Annotated in this window: 15 protein-coding genes; 13 read left to right on the top strand and 2 right to left on the bottom strand. The window is 66.1% G+C overall.

Annotation, left to right across the window (positions count from 1 at the left end; genetic code table 11):
• The first annotated feature begins 76 nt into the window (after positions 1 to 76).
• The 7 genes from surE (at position 77) to rlmD (ending at position 6,811) form a co-directional block, all read left to right on the top strand.
• Positions 77 to 838, top strand: a complete 762-nt coding sequence (gene surE / locus BAU07_RS11295) for a 5'/3'-nucleotidase SurE (RefSeq protein WP_066657441.1) — start codon at positions 77 to 79, stop codon at positions 836 to 838.
• Positions 839 to 849: 11 nt separating this feature from the next.
• On the top strand, positions 850 to 1,650 hold the full coding sequence (locus BAU07_RS11300; RefSeq protein WP_066657443.1) for a protein-L-isoaspartate(D-aspartate) O-methyltransferase: 801 nt from the start codon (positions 850 to 852) through the stop codon (positions 1,648 to 1,650).
• Positions 1,651 to 1,667: 17 nt separating this feature from the next.
• Positions 1,668 to 2,558 (top strand): peptidoglycan DD-metalloendopeptidase family protein, encoded by an 891-nt coding sequence (locus BAU07_RS11305; protein WP_066657445.1) that lies wholly within the window; start codon positions 1,668 to 1,670, stop codon positions 2,556 to 2,558.
• Between the two features lie 2 nt (positions 2,559 to 2,560).
• Positions 2,561 to 3,340, top strand: coding sequence for a 3'-5' exonuclease (locus tag BAU07_RS11310; RefSeq protein WP_066657452.1), 780 nt, complete (start codon positions 2,561 to 2,563; stop codon positions 3,338 to 3,340).
• Between the two features lie 120 nt (positions 3,341 to 3,460).
• Complete coding sequence (locus BAU07_RS11315) at positions 3,461 to 4,069, top strand: hypothetical protein (protein ID WP_066657455.1); 609 nt, start codon at positions 3,461 to 3,463, stop codon at positions 4,067 to 4,069.
• Positions 4,070 to 4,529: 460 nt separating this feature from the next.
• Positions 4,530 to 5,279: a TorF family putative porin gene (locus BAU07_RS11320; RefSeq protein WP_066657458.1), complete on the top strand. Its 750-nt coding sequence runs from the start codon at positions 4,530 to 4,532 to the stop codon at positions 5,277 to 5,279.
• A 137-nt stretch (positions 5,280 to 5,416) separates the two neighbouring features.
• Positions 5,417 to 6,811 (top strand): 23S rRNA (uracil(1939)-C(5))-methyltransferase RlmD, encoded by a 1,395-nt coding sequence (gene rlmD, locus BAU07_RS11325; protein WP_066657461.1) that lies wholly within the window; start codon positions 5,417 to 5,419, stop codon positions 6,809 to 6,811.
• 63 nt (positions 6,812 to 6,874) lie between these two features.
• Here rlmD and argH read toward each other — a convergent pair whose 3' ends face one another.
• Positions 6,875 to 8,293, bottom strand: coding sequence for an argininosuccinate lyase (argH, locus tag BAU07_RS11330; RefSeq protein WP_066657463.1), 1,419 nt, complete (start codon positions 8,291 to 8,293; stop codon positions 6,875 to 6,877).
• A 149-nt stretch (positions 8,294 to 8,442) separates the two neighbouring features.
• Between argH and BAU07_RS11335 the strand changes: the two genes are divergently transcribed.
• Together BAU07_RS11335 and BAU07_RS11340 are read left to right on the top strand one after the other, a co-directional pair.
• Positions 8,443 to 10,119: an NAD+ synthase gene (locus BAU07_RS11335; protein WP_066657465.1), complete on the top strand. Its 1,677-nt coding sequence runs from the start codon at positions 8,443 to 8,445 to the stop codon at positions 10,117 to 10,119.
• Positions 10,120 to 10,159: 40 nt separating this feature from the next.
• On the top strand, positions 10,160 to 10,498 hold the full coding sequence (locus tag BAU07_RS11340; RefSeq protein WP_066657466.1) for a P-II family nitrogen regulator: 339 nt from the start codon (positions 10,160 to 10,162) through the stop codon (positions 10,496 to 10,498).
• 87 nt (positions 10,499 to 10,585) lie between these two features.
• Here BAU07_RS11340 and BAU07_RS11345 read toward each other — a convergent pair whose 3' ends face one another.
• Positions 10,586 to 11,485 carry a LysR family transcriptional regulator gene (locus tag BAU07_RS11345; RefSeq protein ID WP_066657467.1) on the bottom strand — a complete coding sequence of 300 codons (900 nt, stop codon included), beginning with the start codon at positions 11,483 to 11,485 and terminating at the stop codon, positions 10,586 to 10,588.
• A gap of 244 nt (positions 11,486 to 11,729) precedes the next feature.
• On the opposite strand from BAU07_RS11345, the gene BAU07_RS11350 reads away from it, so the two are divergent.
• From BAU07_RS11350 to BAU07_RS11365, 4 genes are all read left to right on the top strand, one after another.
• On the top strand, positions 11,730 to 13,358 hold the full coding sequence (locus BAU07_RS11350; RefSeq protein WP_066657468.1) for a gamma-glutamyltransferase family protein: 1,629 nt from the start codon (positions 11,730 to 11,732) through the stop codon (positions 13,356 to 13,358).
• 31 nt (positions 13,359 to 13,389) lie between these two features.
• A complete protein-coding gene (locus tag BAU07_RS11355) occupies positions 13,390 to 14,904 on the top strand; it encodes an ABC transporter substrate-binding protein (RefSeq protein WP_066657474.1) in 1,515 nt (504 codons plus the stop codon).
• Positions 14,905 to 14,975: 71 nt separating this feature from the next.
• Entirely contained in the window at positions 14,976 to 15,920 is a 945-nt protein-coding gene (locus BAU07_RS11360; protein WP_066657476.1) for an ABC transporter permease, read from the top strand.
• Between the two features lie 16 nt (positions 15,921 to 15,936).
• On the top strand, positions 15,937 to 16,812 hold the full coding sequence (locus BAU07_RS11365; RefSeq protein ID WP_066657479.1) for an ABC transporter permease: 876 nt from the start codon (positions 15,937 to 15,939) through the stop codon (positions 16,810 to 16,812).
• Positions 16,813 to 16,814: the final 2 nt, after the last annotated feature.

Genomic DNA, 16,814 nt, shown 5'->3' on the forward strand with positions numbered 1-16,814 from the left:
GCTTTGATCGCCGCCGCGCCGATGCAGCGGGTACAATTCGACGCCACCGCGGCAACAATTTTCTTTTCGACGCAGAATGCGGATTCTGGTTTCCAACGATGACGGCTATACGGCGCCCGGTTTACAGGCGCTGGTGGAGGCCCTGCGCGGACTCGGCGACCTTACCGTCGTGGCGCCCGAGGTCAACCACAGCGGCGCCTCCAATTCGCTGACCCTGAGCCGTCCGTTGTCCGTGCGCGAGGCGGCCAATGGCTTTATCTATGTCAATGGCACGCCGTCGGATTGCGTGCACGTGGCGCTGACGGGCGGCCTGGTCGATACGCGGCCGGACCTGGTGGTGTCCGGCATCAACAATGGCGCCAACATGGGCGACGACACCCTGTATTCCGGCACCGTGGCGGCGGCCATCGAAGGCTATCTGTTCGGCATCCCGGCCATTGCGTTTTCGCTGCAGGACAAGGGCTGGTCGCATCTGGACGCGGCGGCGGCCATGGCAAGGCAGGTGGTCGAACACCAGATCGCACACCCCCTGCAGGCGCCGGTGCTGTTGAACGTGAATATTCCCAACAGGCCCTTGACGGCGATGAAAGGCTGGCGCGTGACGCGGCTGGGAAAGCGCCATCCTTCCGAACCGGTCGTGCGCACCACCACGCCGTATGGCGATACCGTGTACTGGATCGGGCCGGCTGGACTGGCCGCCGATGCCGGCCCGGATACCGACTTCCATGCGGTCAACGACGGCGCGGTATCCATCACTCCCCTGCGGCTGGACCTGACGCACCAGGGGCGGCTGGCCGAAGTGCGTTCCTGGGCGAAGCCTCTATGCGGAAACGAGTAGGGCCGGACCCGATGCCGCGGGCCGAACCCGATCGGCCCGGCACCACTCCGTACCGCGCCGGTACGCTGGCGCCGGGAGTCACCGCCGCGAACAGCAACACCCGCGTGTCTGCGGCGACGCTGCAGCGGCGTATCGCGCCGCCGGCGGCCGCCGACGCGGCCAACAATCTCGGCTTGAATTCGGAGCGCCTGCGGCGCGCCATGGTGCAGCGCCTGCGTGCGCAAGGCATCACGGACGAACGCGTGCTGGCCGCCATGGAAGCCGTGCCGCGCCATCTGTTCGTCGATCAGGCCCTGGCCAGCCGCGCGTACGAGGACGCGGCCCTGCCCATCGGCCACTCCCAGACGATTTCACAGCCCTGGGTGGTGGCCCGCATGATCGCCGCCGTGTGCGAGGACCGCGAACCGACCCGCGTGATGGAAGTCGGCGCGGGCTGCGGCTACCAGGCCGCGGTGCTGGCCCAGTTCGTGCGCGATGTCCATGCCATCGAACGCATACGCGGACTGTACGATCTGGCGCGTGGCCACCTGCGCATGCTGCGCCTGACCACGCGTGTGCGGCTGACCTTCGGCGACGGGATGCTGGGGCTGCCGAATACGGCTCCGTTCGATGCTATCGTTGTGGCCGCCGCGGGCCTGGCCATTCCGCAGGCCCTGTTGTCGCAGTTGGCGCCGGGCGGCCGGCTGATCGCGCCCGAGGGCGGTTCCAACCAGCGCCTGGTGCTGGTCGAGCGTACCGGCGCAGCCAGCTGGAAACGGGTGGAACTCGAAGCCGTGCGCTTTGTCCCGCTAAGGGCCGGCATACAATCTTGAGCTACCAGGAGAATCATATGCTCGACGGGCAGTCATTACTGACCGGAACCGAATTGCCTGGCGCGCCGCGCGCGCGCCTGCCCCTGGCCCCGCTTTGCGTGGCGTTCATTTGCCTGGTCCTGGCCGGCTGCGCGTCGCGCACCGCGCGCGCGCCCGTGGTCGACATGACGGCAACGCCCGCGCCCAGCACGCCCGCTGCTTCGGGCGCCACCTATGTCGTCAAGCCGGGCGATACGCTGTATGGCATCGCGCGCAGCAATGGCGTGGACGTGGAAAGCCTGAAGCGCTGGAACACCATCACGGACACCAACCACCTCGCGGTGGGCCAGGTGCTGCGCCTGTCGGCGCCGACTTCTGGCGCGGCAGGGGCAGGTACGAAGACGCCGCCGCTCACGCCCGTGCGGCCGCCGGAGCAGAAGAACGAACCGACGCCGCTGCCGCCGCCTGGCGAGCAACCGGCGTCGCCACCGGCTGCCAACCCGCCCGCCACCCCGGCGCCGGCGCCCGTCGAAACACCCAAGCCGCCACGCGCGGCCGACGCGGGCGCCATCAACTGGGGCTGGCCGGCCACCGGCAGCCTGGTCCAGACCTTCAGCTCGACGACCAAGGGCATCGACATCGCCGGCAATCCCGGCGATCCCGTGCTCGCGGCCGCCGACGGCAAGGTGATGTACAGCGGCAACGGGGTGCGCGGGCTCGGCAACCTGATCATCATCAACCATCAAAGCGGTTTCATCACTGCCTACGCGCACAATCGCGCGCTGCTGGTGAAGGCCGGCCAGGAAGTGAAGAAGGGCGCCAAGATCGCCGAGGTCGGGCAGACCGACACGAGTTCGCCGCGGCTGCATTTCGAAATCCGCAAGCAGGGTACGCCGGTCGACCCGCTGCAATACCTGCCCGCGCGCTAGCCATGACGCCGACCCTGGTCTTCGACCTCGAAACCCTGCCCGACGTGGCCGGCCTGCGCCGCTTGAACGGCTGGGGCGCCGACGTGCCGGACGGCGAAGTCGCCGAGCGCGCCTTCGCGCAGCGGCGCGAGGCCACCGGCAGCGACTTCCTGCCCCTGCACCTGCAGCGCGTCGCGGTGATCGGCTGCGTGTTCCGCGACGACCAGGGCTTTCGCGTCCGCACCTTGGGCAATCCCGACGATCCGGAGCCGGTCCTGCTGGCGGGATTTTTCAAGACCATCGAACGCTATACGCCGCGGCTGGTCAGCTGGAACGGGTCGGGCTTCGATCTGCCGGTATTGCACTATCGCAGCCTGATCCACGGCGTGCCCGCCCCCCGTTATTGGGACATGGGCGAGGATGACCGCGAGTTCAAGTTCAACAACTACATCGGTCGCTACCACACCCGGCACATCGACCTGATGGATGTGCTGGCCAAGTACAACGGCCGCGCCAACGCGCCGCTGGATCAACTGGCCAAGCTGTGCGGCTTCCCCGGCAAGCTGGGCATGGACGGCAGCAAGGTGTGGGAAGCGTGGAACCAGGGCAAGGCCGACGAGGTACGGGCCTATTGCGAAACGGACGTCGTCAACACCTGGCTGGTCTATTGCCGCTGGCGCTTCCTGCGCGGCGAACTGGACGCCGCGTCGTACCAGGAGGAAATCGACCTGGTGCGCGATACCCTGGCCGCCAGCTCGGCGCCCCATTGGCTGGAATACCTGGAAGCCTGGGAAGACGAATAGCGCACGTCGGCAGGGGCCGCTGCCGCGCAATGGACTGAAACAGACAAGCCCTTGCGCGAAACCACCCCGTAATCGACACGCCCCGACAATGGTCTCGCGTTAATCCACTGGAGACCATACATGTCCCGATTCGCTATTCGCCCCATCGTTGCCAGCCTGGCCGTCACGCTTGCCGCCGGCGTATTCGCCGGCACCGCCAGCGCCGCGCCCTCCGACACGCCCGCGGCCGCCCAGTCTGGCGCCGACCACATGGGCAAGCACGGCGCCGGCCCGCGTGGCCATCACTTCCAGGGCATGCGCGACGCCTTGTGGTTGCCCGGCGTCGGCCCGATCGGCAAGCAGGAAGTCGCCAAACTGAAACTGGACACCAATCAGCAGGCGCTGTTCGATGCCGCCCGGCAGGCCCAGCAGGATTTCCACAAGTCCATGCGGGAATCCATGATGACGCGCCACAAGACGCTGGACAGCCAGTTGCAGGCCGGCAAGCTCGATCCCCACGCGCTGGCGGACGCGCAATCCCAATCCCGCCAGGAGCGCCAGTCGCAGGCCGACCAGGTCCGGCAGAAGTGGCTGGCCGTATGGGACAGCCTGAACGATGCGCAACGCCAGCAGGTGACGAGCTTCGTGAAGGAGCGCCAGGCCCGTTGGGAGCAACGCCGCAAGGAAGGACGTCCCGGAATGGGCCACCATCCCGCCGCGCCCGCCGACGCACCGCCCTCGGCTACCTGACCTGCCTAGTCCAGGGTAATCCGCCGTCCGCCGAAGCCACACCGGCTTGCCACGACAGCTTCGGCGGCATTCCCTCCTTGTCCTGCACGATGCCCGATCCGGGCGGGTTCGCCCGCCCGGATCGGGCATTTCCCGTTTATGGGGCGCGTCGCGCCAGCCTGCACCATGGCGATGCATCGTTGTGGTGCAGCACGCCCGGGAACGGCCTCGAACAGGCTCCGCACCGGCCATGTACCGGCATGTCCACGGGCTGCGCGTTACCGAATCTTGATGATGTGAAAAGTTGGCACAGATTGTGCTTTTAACGGGGAGAAGCCGAAGGAGGTACGGCCCCCGGCGCCCGCTCCCGGGCGCCGTGCGTCGCGGCTTCGGGCAGTAGGTCGTTCCCCACCGGTTCATGGGCGGTCATCGAAGCAGCCGCGCCATGCCCGGATACGCCAATTACATCAGGATCCCTACCATGAAGAAGACGCTGCGCGCGGTGCCCCTAATAGCCACGTGTTTTGCCGCGATGGCCCATGCCGAGCCTACCGACCTGGGGGCAGGATTTTCCCTCAGCGGCAACGCCACCATCACCAATGACTATCGCTTTCGCGGGTACTCACAGACCGATTTCCGGCCGGCGGCGCAGCTTGGACTGGACCTGACGCATTCCTCGGGCTTCTACCTCGGCAACTGGAACTCGAACGTCTCCAGCACGCTGTTCACTGAAGGCAACCTGGAAATGGATTTCTATGGCGGCTGGCGCGGCGATGTCGGCAACGGTTTCGGGCTGGACGTCGGCGTGCTGCACTACTACTACCCGGGGTCCACCTCGCCGAAGGGCGGCAATTACAACAACACCGACCTCTATATCGGCGGCACGTACGCCAACTACTCCCTGAAGTACTCCTATACGCCCGGCGATTTCTTCAGTACGCCGAATTCCAAAGGCACCTGGTACCTGGACGCTTCGGCCACCTTCGACCTGGGCGACGGCTGGGGGCTGATCGGCCACGTCGGCTACCAGAAACTGAAGAATTCCGTGGACACCGATGGCGATGACATCGGCCACTACGTTGACTACAAGCTGGGAGTCACGAAGGACATTAAGGGCTGGGTCTTCGGCCTGGCCGCCGTGGGCGCGTCCAAGGACAACTGGTACGCCACCAAGTACGACCATCCGGCCGGCCGCCTGGGCCTGGTCGCCTCGATTTCCCGCACGTTCTAGGCAAATACAAAAGCGGCTAGCCCGCACTCCCAAGGGGAAGCGTCCGCCGCGAGGCGGACGTTTTTTTTTGCCGTCCCCATCCGTGCCGTCCACCGGCAGAACTTCTACAATGCCAGGCTGTTCACACGAGATTGCAGATGGCTGAAGTTCTGAATATCGAATCCCTGGACCTGGAGGCCAGGGGCATCGCGCGTCGCGATGGCAAGGTGGTTTTCGTCGAGGGCGCGCTTCCCGGCGAGCAGGTCCGCGCCGATACGGTGCGCCGCAAGCCATCCTACGAGATCGCGCGGACGGTCGACGTGCTGCGTCCCTCGGCGCAGCGGGTCGTGCCGCGTTGCGCCCATTTCGGCGTCTGCGGCGGCTGCGCCATGCAGCACCTGGAGCCCGCGGCCCAGGTGGCTATCAAGCAGCGTTCGCTCGAGGACACCTTCTGGCATGTGGGCAAGCTGCGTCCTGGCCGCATCCTGCCGCCGTTGCATGGGCCGACCTGGGGCTACCGCTTCCGCGCCCGGCTGTCGGTGCGTGTGGTGCCCAAGAAAGGCGGGGTGCTCGTGGGCTTCCGCGAACGCAAGAGCAGCTATGTCGCCGACATGCGCGAATGCCACGTGCTGCCGCCGCATGTTGCGCGCCTGCTGGTGCCGCTGCGTGCCATGGTCGCGGCCATGTCGGCGCCGGACCGGCTGCCGCAGATCGAGGTCGCGGTCGGTGACGTGGCCACGGTGCTGGTGCTGCGCCACCTCGTGCCGCTGGCGCAGGGCGATATCGATATCCTGCGCGCGTTCGCCGCCGAGCACGGCGTGCAATGGTGGCTGCAGCCCAAGGGGCCGGAAACCTGTCATCCGCTGGAACGCGAACACGCCGAAACACTGGCGTACACCTTGCCGGAGTTCGGCCTGCGCATGCCGTACCGGCCGACCGATTTCACCCAGGTCAACCATGCCATCAATCGCACGCTGGTGTCGCGCGCGCTAAGCCTGCTGGACGCGCGGCCCGACGAGCGCGTGGCCGATCTGTTCTGCGGATTGGGCAACTTCACGCTGCCGCTGGCGACCCGGGCGCGCGAAGTCGTCGGCGTGGAGGGCAGCAAGCCGCTGACCGACCGCGCCCATGAGGCGGCGTCGCGCAACGGCCTGGGCGAAAAAGTGTCCTTCGCCACCCTGAACCTGTTCGAAGTCGACGTGGCGTGGCTGCGCGGCCTGGGGCATTTCGACCGCATGCTGATCGATCCGCCGCGCGAAGGGGCGCAGGCGGTGGCGCAGGCGCTGGCGCAACTGTCGGCCCGGGAGCGTCCGCGCCGTATCGTGTATGTGTCCTGCAACCCCGCCACCCTGGCGCGCGACGCGGCGATCATGGTGCACGAAGGCGGCTACCAGGTCCTGAGCGCCGGCGTCATCAATATGTTCCCGCACACCGGCCACGTGGAATCGATCGCGGTCTTTGAATCGCAGGACGTGGAGGCGATCGAAGCGGCGCAACGCCAGGCCGCGGCCAAGCGGGAGGAAGCCCTGCAGCCGGAAATGCGGGCGGCCTAGCCCGAAGGGCGGCCCGAAGCCGGGCCTGGCAGTGGCACAGCCCGGCTGGCTAGCCGGGGCGCGTCAGCCGGCGGTCTCGGCGAGCACGCGTTGCGCTTCCTCGCGGACCCGCTGGGGCGCCGTGCCGCCGATATGGCTGCGCGCCGCGACGGAACCTTCGAGCGTCAATACCTGCCGCACGTCTTCGCCGATGCCGCCGTGATACGCCCTGAGCTCGTCCAGCGTCAGGTCGGCCAGGTCGCAGCCGCGCTGTTCGCAATCGCGCACGGCGTGGGCGACGATTTCATGCGCGTCGCGGAAGGGCAGTCCGCGCTTGACGAGGTAGTCGGCCAGGTCCGTGGCGGTGGCGTAGCCCTGCAGGGCCGCGGCGCGCATGTTGTCGGCCTTGACCTTGATGCCGCCTATCATGTCCGCGAAGATCGTGAGCGTATCGCGCAGTGTGTCGGCGGTATCGAACAGGCCTTCCTTGTCTTCCTGGTTGTCCTTGTTGTAGGCCAGCGGCTGGCCTTTCATCAGCGTCAGCAGCGCGACCAGGTGTCCATTGACCCGGCCCGTCTTGCCGCGGGCGAGCTCGGGTACGTCCGGGTTTTTTTTCTGCGGCATGATGGAGCTGCCGGTGCAGAAGCGGTCGGCCAGGTCGATGAAGCCCACGCGCGGGCTCATCCATAGCACGAGCTCTTCGGAAAGCCGCGATATATGCGTCATGACCAGCGCGGCCGCGGCGCAGAACTCGATGGCGAAATCGCGATCGGACACGGCATCCAGCGAATTGCGGCATACGCCGTCGAAGCCCAGGGTCGCGGCGACACGCTCGCGGTCGATGGGGAAACTCGTTCCCGCCAGCGCCGCCGCCCCCAGCGGCAGGCGGTTGACACGGCGGCGGCAGTCCTGCAGGCGCTCGGCATCGCGGCCGAACATTTCCGCATAGGCCAGCAGGTGATGGCCGAAGGTCACCGGCTGGGCCACCTGGAGGTGGGTGAAGCCGGGCATGATGGTGTCGGCGTGGTTGAGCGCCGCCGTGGCCAGCGCATGGCGAAGCTGGCGCAGCAGGTCCAGCGCAATGTCGATTTCCCCGCGCAGCCACAGCCGGATGTCCGTGGCCACCTGGTCGTTGCGCGAGCGGCCGGTATGCAGCCGCTTGCCCGCGTCCCCGACCAGTTCCACCAGCCGCTTTTCGATATTCAGATGGACGTCTTCCAGGTCCAGCAGCCATTGGAAGCTGCCAGCGTCGATTTCAGCAAGAATCTGCGCCATGCCGCGCTCGATATCGGCCTTGTCCTGGTCCGAAATGATGCCTTGCGCGGCCAGCATGTCGGCGTGTGCAAGCGAGCCCTGGATGTCGTGGCGGGCCAGGCGGTGGTCGAAACCCACCGAAGCTGTATAGCGCTTGACGAGATCGGAGACGGGTTCGGAAAAACGGGCGGACCAGGCTTGCGCCTTGTTGGCGAACTGGTTCTGGGCGGGGGAGGAGGGCTTCGACATAGTGGCGGGATTATAGAACCGGTCTGCAGCGGTGGTGAGATAATGACCGCCGTGCCGTGCCGCGCCGATGAGATAATCGGATTGTCGTCGCCCCGCGACCCTGTCGCGCTTTACGCTCCCGCTTTTCATCTTATTACGGAAGGTCGTCCATGAACGCAGCCCGTGTCGCCATTGCGCAGATCAATGCCTGTGTGGGAGACCTGTGCGGTAATGCCGAACGTGTACTGGCCGCCGCCCGGCGGGCCCACGAACTGGGCGCCGATGTGCTCCTTACGCCGGAACTCGTGCTGACCGGCTATCCCCCGGAAGACCTGCTGCTGCGGCCGTCTTTCGTCAGCGAGCAGCAGCAGCAGCTTGACGAGCTGCGCCGGGAACTCGCCGGGCTGAAGGGCCTGCATGTGGTTGTCGGGCACGTGGACGGCGATGCGCGCGGCGCGCCGGCCTATGCCTTCGCTGACCGCAGCGGCCATCACCGCCTGTACAACGCGGCATCCGTCCTGTGCGAAGGACGCGTGCTGGGCACGTATCGCAAGCGGGAGCTGCCCAACTATTCGGTGTTCGACGAACAGCGCTATTTCACCGCGGACGGCACGCCGCTGGCCTTCGAGGTCAAGGGCGTGCGCTTCGCCGTGGCGATATGCGAAGACATCTGGTTCGACGCGGTGCCCAAGGCGGTCGGCCAGACCGGCGCGCAGGTGCTGCTGGTGCCCAACGCCTCGCCCTACAACACCGGCAAACAGGCGCAGCGCCAGGAGGTGGCCGCGGAATGCGCCCGCTCCAGCGGCTGCGCCGTCGTCTACGCCAATATGGTGGGGGGCCAGGACGAGCTGGTCTTCGACGGCGCCTCCTTCGCGCTGGACGCGCAGGGCCGGCCGGCCGCGCGGCTGCCGGACTTCGTCGATTGCGTGCAGGCCGTGGACGTGGACGCCCAGGGAGGCGTGCGTCCGGTCGGCGGGCAGGCCGACGCGGCGCCCGCCAGCGTGGAAGAGCAGGTGTGGAACGCCCTGGTGCTGGGCGTGCGCGACTATCTGGGCAAGAACCGCTTTCCCGGCGCCATCATCGGCCTGTCCGGGGGCATCGATTCCGCCGTGGTGCTGGCCATCGCGGTCGATGCCGTGGGCGCCGAGAACGTGCGCGCGGTCATGATGCCCTCGCGCTATACCGCCGATATCTCGCAGCTCGATGCCAGCGATATGGCCAAGCGGCTGGGTGTGCAGTACGACGTCATCACCATCGGCGCGATGGTGGATGCCTTCGACGGCGTGCTGGCGCCGCACTTCGCGGGAATGTCGCCGGATGCCACCGAAGAGAACATCCAGGCCCGGGTACGGGGCACGCTGCTGATGGCCCTGTCCAACAAGACCGGCCGGCTGGTGCTGACCACCGGAAACAAATCGGAAATGACCACCGGCTATTGCACGCTGTACGGCGACATGGCCGGCGGCTTCGCGGTCATCAAGGATGTGCCCAAGACGCTGGTCTATCGCCTGGCGCAATGGCGCAACCAGCAGCGCGCGATCATTCCGGAACGCATCATCACCCGTCCGCCTTCGGCCGAATTGCGGCCGGACCAGAAAGACCAGGATAGCCTGCCGCCCTATGACATCCTGGACGGCATCATGGAGCGGTACATGGAGGACAACGCCTCGGCGGCCGATATCGTCGCTGCGGGTTTTCCCGAGGCCGCGGTGGAGCAGGTGGTGCGCCTCATCCGCATCAACGAATACAAAAGACGGCAAGCACCTCCTGGCCCGCGCATCACGCCCCGCGCGTTCGGCCGGGATTGGCGCTATCCTGTCACCAACGGTTTTCGCGAAACGCTTTGAATCGCGGCGCACATCAAAAAATGAATACTGAGGACTGCAAGTGAAACAAGTCACCGCCATCATCAAACCGTTCAAGCTCGACGAAGTGCGGGAAGCCCTGGCCGAAGTGGGCGTCAGCGGCCTGACCGTCACCGAGGTCAAGGGGTTCGGCCGCCAGAAAGGGCATACCGAGCTATACCGCGGCGCCGAATATGTCGTCGACTTCCTGCCCAAGATCCGCGTCGAGGTGGTGCTGGCCGATGACCTGGTGGAAGGCGCCATCGAAGCCATCGTCAAGGCTTCGCGTACAGGCAAGATCGGCGACGGCAAGATCTTCGTGACCCCCGTCGAGCAAGCCATCCGTATCCGTACCGGCGAGGCGGACAACGACGCGCTGTAATCCCGCATCGTCCTGGCGACGCCGCGCTGCGGCTTGCCAGGCGCAAGCAGGCACCCCCAGGCCGGGCGCATCGCTCCCGGGCGTCTTCTAGCCCTTGCGGCCGCCGGACTCGTACAGGCCGGCATATTCCTTGAAGATCGATTCCGTGATGTGCTGGCGCACATGTTCGCGGCGTTCGATCATGCCCACGGCGCGCACCACGGGCCCGATATCCTCGGGCAACGGCAGTACGTTCAGGTCCGGCTCGCCGCGCCACTGTGCCGCCATCAGCAAGGGCAGCAGGCTGACGCCGACTTCCTGGCGTACCAGCTCGACCACGGTTTCGATGGCATTCAATTCCAGGAACTCGTGGACGTGGACGTTCATGCGGCGCAGGACGCGGTCGATTTGCAGGCCAGTGCGCTGGGTGCGGTCGAAGCGCAAAAAGGGGTTGCCCTCCAGCACTTCCTGGACGGTCGTGCCGACCGCGGTGCGCGGCGCCAGCACGACCAGCGGCTCCTCGTACAGGGGCGTCCATCGCGTGCTGGCCATGCGGCGCCCGGATTCCACCACCAGCGCCGCGTCCAGTTCGCCGCTTTCCACCTTGCTGGCCAGCTCGCTCGACTTGCCCGTGAACAGCCGGACGTCCAGGCCGTCGTGCCGGCGCTTGAGTTGCGATACCACCTTCGACAGCGGCCCCATGCACGAGACGATGGCGCCGAACGCGACGGAGCCGGCAAGTTCCCCCGGACCGGGCTTGCGCGGCAGCCGCATCCGGTCGTAGAGGTCGAGCAGGTGCTTGACCTCGGGCAACAGTTCACGGCCGGCCGCGTTGAGGATGGCCAGCCGGCCGCTGCGGTCGAACAGTTCACGGCCCAGTTCCTCTTCGAGCGCGCGCATCTGGAAGCTGACAGCCGCCTGCGTCAGCGCCACGCGTTCGGCCGCCTCGGAAAACGAACCATAGCGGGCGACCGCCAGGAAGGTACGGAGGAAACGCACGGTGCTCATGCGGACCGGCCGGTAAGCGAAGCCGCCCGATGGGCAATGGCGAGGGCAGGTCGCAGGCCGCAAGACGTCATATGGGAACCGCAAAACGCCGGGGCCGCATCCCTGCCGGCCCCATCGGTGGCCGATAAATGACCCATAAAAGAATCTTTTGTGACTTGAAAAAAAATCAAATTGATCTAATTAAACCACGCGTGTACCTTGCGAGGTTTGGCCTTCGCCGCCTTTCCCACCCCCTGATCCGACCATGAAGAACTTCAACTGGGACAATCCGTATCCCACCATCCGGGCGCCGCTGTTCGCACGTAACGTCGTGTCGACCTCGCATCCTTTGGCGGCGCAGGCGGGCCTGCGCATGCTGCTCAAGGGCGGCAACGCCATCGATGCCGCGATCGCGGCGGCCGCGACGATCACCCTGTGCGAGCCGGTGTCCTGCGGGTTGGGCAGCGATTGCTTCGCCATCGTGTGGGACGGCAAGCAACTGCATGGCCTGAATTCCTCCGGGGTGGCGCCGGCTGCCTGGAGTATTGAATATTTCAAGCGCAAGTACGGCACCGGACCGGATGGGCTGGCCAAGCAGCCCAAGCGCGGCTGGGACAGCGTGACCGTGCCGGGCGCGGTGGCGGGCTGGGCCGCGCTGCATGAGAAGTTCGGCAAGCTGCCGTTCGAACAATTGTTCGAGCCGTCGATCGAGATCGCCGAGCGCGGCTACGCCGTGCCGCCCATCGTGGCGCGCAAATGGGACGCCGCCGCGGCGGAGCTCAAGGACCAGCCCGGGTTCGCGCAGGCCTTCATGCCGAACGGCCGCGCGCCCGCCGTAGGCGAGCATTTCCGTTTGCCCGAAGCCGCCTGGACGCTGCGCCGCATCGCCGCCAGCAAGGGCCGCGACTACTACGAAGGCGAGATCGCCGAAAAAATCGCCGCGTACAGCAAGGAATGCGGCGGCGCCATGACGCTGGACGACCTGCGCAATTACCGGCCGGATTGGGTCAAGCCGATCTCGCGTTCCTATCGCGGCTACGAAGTCCATGAGATCCCGCCGAACGGGCAGGGTATTGCCGCGCTGATGGCGCTGGGCATCCTCGAAAAATTCGATGTGGCCGGACTGGCGCTCGATTCGGTGCAGTCCCAGCATCTGCAGATCGAGGCCATGAAGCTGGCCTTCGCGGACCTGTACAAGTATGTCGCTGATCCGCGCAGCATGGACGTCACGCCGGCGCAGATGCTGGATGACGCCTACCTGGCGTCGCGCGCCAGGCTCATCAGCATGGACAGGGCAACGGCCTTCGCGGCGGGCCGGCCGCATGCCGGCGGCACCATCTATATGTCGGCCGCCGACGAAAGCGGCATGATGGTGTCCTTCATCCAGTCGAACTACATGGGCTTCGGTTCGGGCGTGGTCGTGCCGGGCACCGGCATCAGCCTGCAGAATCGCGGCGTGGGCTTTTCCATGGATCCCCAGGCCGCGAATGTGGTGAAGGGCGGGCACCGTCCCTTCCACACCATCATCCCGGGTTTCCTGACCCGCGGCGGCAAGCCGGTCATGAGCTTTGGCGTGATGGGCGGCGACATGCAGCCGCAGGGCCATTTGCAGACCGTCGTGCGGATGTTGGACTATCATCAGAACCCGCAGGCCGCGTGCTGCGCGCCGCGCTGGAAAGTCAATCGCGACTTCACGGTGGACCTGGAGTCCACAATGCCGGCGGCGACGCTGGAAGGCTTGAAGAACCTGGGGCATGTGCTGAAAAGCGTGAACGATCCCTACATGGATTTCGGGTCGGGCCAATTCATCTGGCGTATGTCCGAGGACGACAACGAACTCGGTTATGTGGCCGCGAGCGACAGCAGACGGGACGGCCAGGCCGTCGGCTTCTGACCGGCGACGATCCATCCACAAGGGGAATGCAATGAAAAAACAAGGTACCGCCATCGCCGCGGCGCTGCTCATGCTGGCCGCGGGATCGGCCTTCGCGCAGGAACTGCGCATCGGCCTTCAGGAGGATCCGGATGTGCTGGATCCTGTCCGCGCCCGCACCTATGTGGGCCGCATCGTCTTCACCTCGCTGTGCGACAAGCTGGTCGACATCGATCCCAAGCTGAACATCGTGCCGCAGCTGGCCACGTCCTGGAGCTGGAACGCCGACAACACGGTGCTGACCATGAAGCTGCGCGGCGATGCCGTCTTCCATGACGGCACCAAGCTCGACGCGGCGGCCGTCAAGGCCAACCTGGACCGCGCCCGCACGCTGCCGGACAGCTTCCGCAAGGGCGAACTGGGGTCGGTGCAGAACGTCGAGGCGCCGGACGCGCAGACCGTCGTGCTGACCCTGAAGCAGCCTGACGCCACGCTGTTGTACCAGTTGACCGATCGCGCCGGCATGGTGCTGTCGCCGGCGTCCTTCGACCCCAAGGATGCGAATGCCGTGGGCCGCAAACCCATCTGCTCAGGTCCCTACAAGTTCGTCGAGCGGGTGCAGAACGACCGCATCGTGCTGGAGAAATTCGACCAGTACTACGATGCGAAGAGCTATCACTTCAGCAAGATCACCTTCCTGCCGATTCCCGATACGACGGTGCGCCTGCAGAACCTGCGGTCGGGCGGGCTGGACATCCTGGAGCGCCTGAACCCGTCGGATGCGCCGGATGTGAAGAAGGATCCCAACCTGCATTTCTCGTCGGTCGCCGGCCTGGGATTCCAGGAGATCGTGTTCAACCAGCACAATGGCGATCGCGCCAAGACCAATCCTTTCCGCGACCAGCGGGTGCGCCAGGCATTGAGCCTGTCCATCGACCGTGACGCCATCAACGAGGTCATCGGTGGCGGCATCTACGAGCCCGCCAACCAGGCCTTCCCGCCCGCGAGTCCGTACCACAGCGACAAGTTCCCGGTGCCCAAGCGCGATATCGCCAAGGCGCGGGAGCTGCTCAAGCAGGCCGGCATGACGCAGGTCAAGGCCGAGCTCGCCTTCGGCAACAACACCACGACGGCGGCGATCGCCGAAATGATGCAGGCCATGGCGCGCGAAGCCGGCATCGAGCTCAGCCTGCGGCCCACGGATTACGCCGCGCTGCTGACGCAGATGCGCGGCGGCAACTTCGAGGTCGCGCTGCGCGGCTGGTCTGGCCGGCCCGATCCGGATGGCAACGTTTATCCGTTCGTCACCTGCAAGGGCGCCTTGAACGACGGCCAGTACTGCAATCCCAAGGTGGACGAGCTGCTGAACGAGGCGCGCAAGGTGCCGGACGAAGGCAAGCGCAAGGTGCTGTACGAGCAGGCCGAGGCCATCATCCAGCAGGAAATGCCCGACGCGTTCCTGTACTTCCAGCCATGGCCCTTCGCCATGCAGAAGAAGGTCAAGGGATTCCTGCCTTATCCCGATGGCATGATCCGCCTGAAGGGCGTCACGTTCGCGCAGAAATAAGCGCGTCCATCGAGGCGAAGTGCCGGCGCAGGGCTGCCGGTCCTTCGCTTTTAGGTTTCACCGGTTTTCCTATGTTCAAACTGATCCTACGCCGCGTGCTTGTGGCGATCCCGACGCTGATACTGGTGTCGATGATCGTCTTCCTGCTGCAGAAAGTGCTGCCCGGCGACCCGGTATTGACGCTGGCGGGCGAAGAGCGCGATCCGGCCGTGCTCGATTACCTGCGCGAGAAATACCATCTGGATGATCCCTTGCCCGTGCAGTACGTGGCCTGGGTCAAGCAGGTCGCCACCGGAGACCTTGGCAAATCGCTGCGCACCGACGTGCCCGTGGCGTCGCTGATCGCGCAGAAGCTGCCCGTGACCCTGCAACTGGCGGCGATGGCCATGGTCATCGCGCTGCTGGTGGGTATCCCCACCGGTATCCTGGCTGCGGTTCGCAAGGGCAAGCTGATGGAGTACGGCGCCAATATCGCGGCGCTGTCGGGCATGTCGATACCCAACTTCTGGCTGGGCATCATCCTGATCATGATCGTCTCGGTGCAACTGCGCTGGCTGCCGGCATCGGGCTATGTGTCTCCGGCGGAGGACTTCTGGCTGTCGATGAAGACCATGATCATGCCAGCCATCGTGTTGTCGACCTCGCTGGCCGCCTATCTGATGCGGCACACCCGTTCGGCCATGCTGGAGGCGCTGGGCGCGGATTATGTCCGGACGGCGCGGGCCAAGGGCGCCTCGCCGCGCGCGGTCGTGCTGCGTCATGCGCTGCGCAACGCCTTGATGCCCATCGTCACCCTGGTGACCCTGCTGTTCGGCGAACTGCTGGCCGGCGCGGTGCTGACCGAGCAGGTCTTCACCATTCCCGGCTTCGGCAAGCTGGTGGTCGACGCGGTCTTCAACCGCGACTATGCGGTGGTGCAGGGCGTGGTGCTCTGCGTCGCCGTCGGCTTCATCGTCATGAACCTGCTGGCCGATATCCTCTACATCGTCGTCAATCCACGGTTGCGGCATTCTTGAGCACGGGAGTATTCCTATGACGGCACAGACCGTGGCCGCCGCCGGCGCGGCGCCCCGCCGGACCAGTCGGGCCTGGGGCAAATTCCGGCGCAACCGGATCGCGATGGCGGGCGCCATCATCGTGTTGTTCTTCGTGGTGGTGGCCATCCTGGCGCCGCTGCTGTCCAACCACGATCCTTTCCAGACCAGCTTTTCCGCCATCCGCAAGGCGCCGTCGGCGCGCTTCTGGCTGGGCACGGACGAGCTGGGCCGCGACATCTATACCCGCATGCTCTATGGCGCGCGCGCCTCGCTGATGGCCGGCCTGGCCTCGGTGGTCATCGCGATGGCGGTCGGCGTGCCGTTCGGCCTGCTCGCCGGCTATTTCGGCGGCTGGATCGATAGCGCGATCTCGCGCGTGACCGAGGCACTGCTGGCCATTCCGTTCCTGATCCTGGCCATCGCGCTGGCGGCCTTCCTGGGGCCCAGCCTGATGAACGCCATGATCGCCATCGGCGTGTCGGCGGCGCCGAAGTTCGTGCGGCTGGCGCGCGGGCAGGTGCTCGCCGTCAAGAACGAGGACTATGTGCAGAGCGCGCGCGCACTGGGTGCGACGGACGGGCGCATCATCCTGCGCCATATCCTGCCCAACATCATGCCGCCGCTGATCGTGCAGGCCACCATTACCATCGCCACGGCCATCATCGCCGAGGCCAGCCTGTCGTTCCTGGGGCTGGGACTGCAGCCGCCGAATCCCTCGTGGGGATCGATGCTGAACACCGCCAAGAATTTCATGACCCAGGCTCCCTGGATGTCGATCTTTCCCGGCTCGGCCATCTTCCTGGCCGTGCTGGGTTTCAATCTGCTGGGCGACGGGCTGCGCGACGCGCTCGATCCACGTCAGGAGAAGTAGCG

This window comes from Bordetella flabilis (genome assembly GCF_001676725.1).
GTDB classification, from domain to species: domain Bacteria; phylum Pseudomonadota; class Gammaproteobacteria; order Burkholderiales; family Burkholderiaceae_B; genus Bordetella_C; species Bordetella_C flabilis.